2 protein-coding genes are annotated in these 1,840 nt (G+C 60.2%); both read left to right on the top strand.

Annotated features, from left to right (window positions below; genetic code table 11):
- The coding region (locus tag AC09SL_RS29375) for a hypothetical protein (RefSeq protein ID WP_479571990.1) at window positions 1–181 on the top strand (181 nt) is incomplete at its 5' end.
- A gap of 262 nt (window positions 182–443) precedes the next feature.
- Window positions 444–1,769: a group II intron reverse transcriptase/maturase gene (gene ltrA, locus AC09SL_RS29370; RefSeq protein ID WP_479571989.1), complete on the top strand. Its 1,326-nt coding sequence runs from the start codon at window positions 444–446 to the stop codon at window positions 1,767–1,769.
- Window positions 1,770–1,840: the final 71 nt, after the last annotated feature.

Genomic DNA, 1,840 nt, shown 5'->3' with positions numbered 1-1,840 from the left:
TCCTCTACACACCCGGCAAGGGGAAGTGTTAGCCAGAGGCAAGGGTGTCGCGGGTGACTGCGAATCTGAAGGAAGCCCGAGGCAAAATGCTGGCCTGACGAACAGGAAGCGGATAGAGGCGGCGCAGCGGGGTAAGAAGGCCAACATCTTCAAAGCCCAATACTTGCACGGAACGCTGTGACGTAGATCCGACAGGCATAAGCAGGAAGGTCGCGCGAATTACCCTGGGAGATCTGCAGGCTTGCCACTGTGCTACCGAGCGTCGAGAGGCGACGGGATGAGCGTGCAGAAGTCAGCTGAAGCCGTAGTAATCGCCGAAACCGGGGCGATGAAGGGCCGAACAGGTTATGCCGCCAGTAGGCGTCAGAGTCTCGTCGAATGTTGAAGTGTGGAATATTCTCTAAGAGAAGACTGCTACCCCAAGCTCCGGACGGTATCCGAGGGTGACGACTGGCAGGGCACAAACATCGGCGGCGTCTGTGACGTGGACGAACGCGGAGCCGGACACGCTGATGGAGCGGGTGCTTGCGCCCGCCAACCTGCGGCGTGCGTACCAACGCGTGGTCAGCAACAAGGGCGCACCGGGTGCCGATGGCATGACGGTGGAGCAATTGGCGGACTACACGAATCAGTATTGGCCGATCCTCAAGGCTCGGCTGCTGGCCGGCGAGTATCACCCGCAAGGTGTGCGCGCCGTCGAAATCCCCAAACCCAAAGGTGGAACACGGCAGTTGGGCATTCCCAACGTCGTGGATCGTCTGATCCAACAGGCCTTGCTGCAACAGCTCACGCCGATTTTCGACCCTCTGTTCTCGGACTACAGCTACGGCTTTCGCCCGGGTAGAAGCGCTCATCAAGCCATCGAAACAGCCCGCACCCATGTGGCGGCGGGCCACCGCTGGTGCGTGGAGCTCGATCTGGAGAAGTTCTTTGATCGGGTCAACCACGATGTCTTGATGGCCTACGTCGAGCGTCAAGTCGAAGACAAGCGGGTGCTCAGGCTGATCCGTTGTTACCTCGAAGCTGGAGTCATGTCGGGTGGGGTCGTCAGCCGCCGGCAGGAGGGGGCGCCGCAAGGCGGCCCGCTCTCGCCGCTGCTGTCGAACATCCTGCTCAACGAACTCGACCGCGAATTGGAACGGCGGGGCCATCGCTTCGTGCGTTATGCCGATGATGCGAACATTTATGTGCGCAGTCGTCGTGCTGGCGAACGGGTGTTGGCCGGGGTTGAGCGCTTCCTGAGCCGGCGACTGAAACTAGCGCTGAATCGGGAAAAGAGCCGTGTGGCGCGGCCCTGGGTCTGTGACTACCTGGGTTATGGGATGAGTTGGCATAAACAGCCGAAGCTGAAAGTGGCGACGCTGAGCCTAGGGCGCTTGCGCGACCGGCTCAGAGCGCTGTTGCGTGGGGCACGTGGTCACAAGATGGCGGATGTCATTGACCGGATAAACCCCGTGCTGCTTGGCTGGGCGGGCTACTTCAAGCGCAGTCAGAACAAGCGAGCCCTTGAGGAACTGGACGGTTGGGTACGACGTAAGCTTCGATGTGTCATCTGGCGCCAATGGAAGCAGCCCTCGACGAGGGCGCGCAACCTGATACGCCTAGGCCTTAGCGAAGCGCGAGCCTGTACATCAGCATTCAACGGGCGAGGCCCATGGTGGAACTCGGGAGCGTCACATATGAATCAGGCGCTACCGAAGAAACTGTGGAATCAGCTCGGATTGCTCTCGATACTGGATACGATAAACCGGCTTAGCCGTGTAACCTGAACCGCCGTATACGGAACCGTACGTACGGTGGTGTGAGAGGACGGCGGCTGTAAGGCCGCCTCCTACTCGAT

This window comes from Pseudomonas sp. PF05, assembly GCF_056521845.1.
This window is presented reverse-complemented; position numbering and strand designations above follow the sequence as displayed.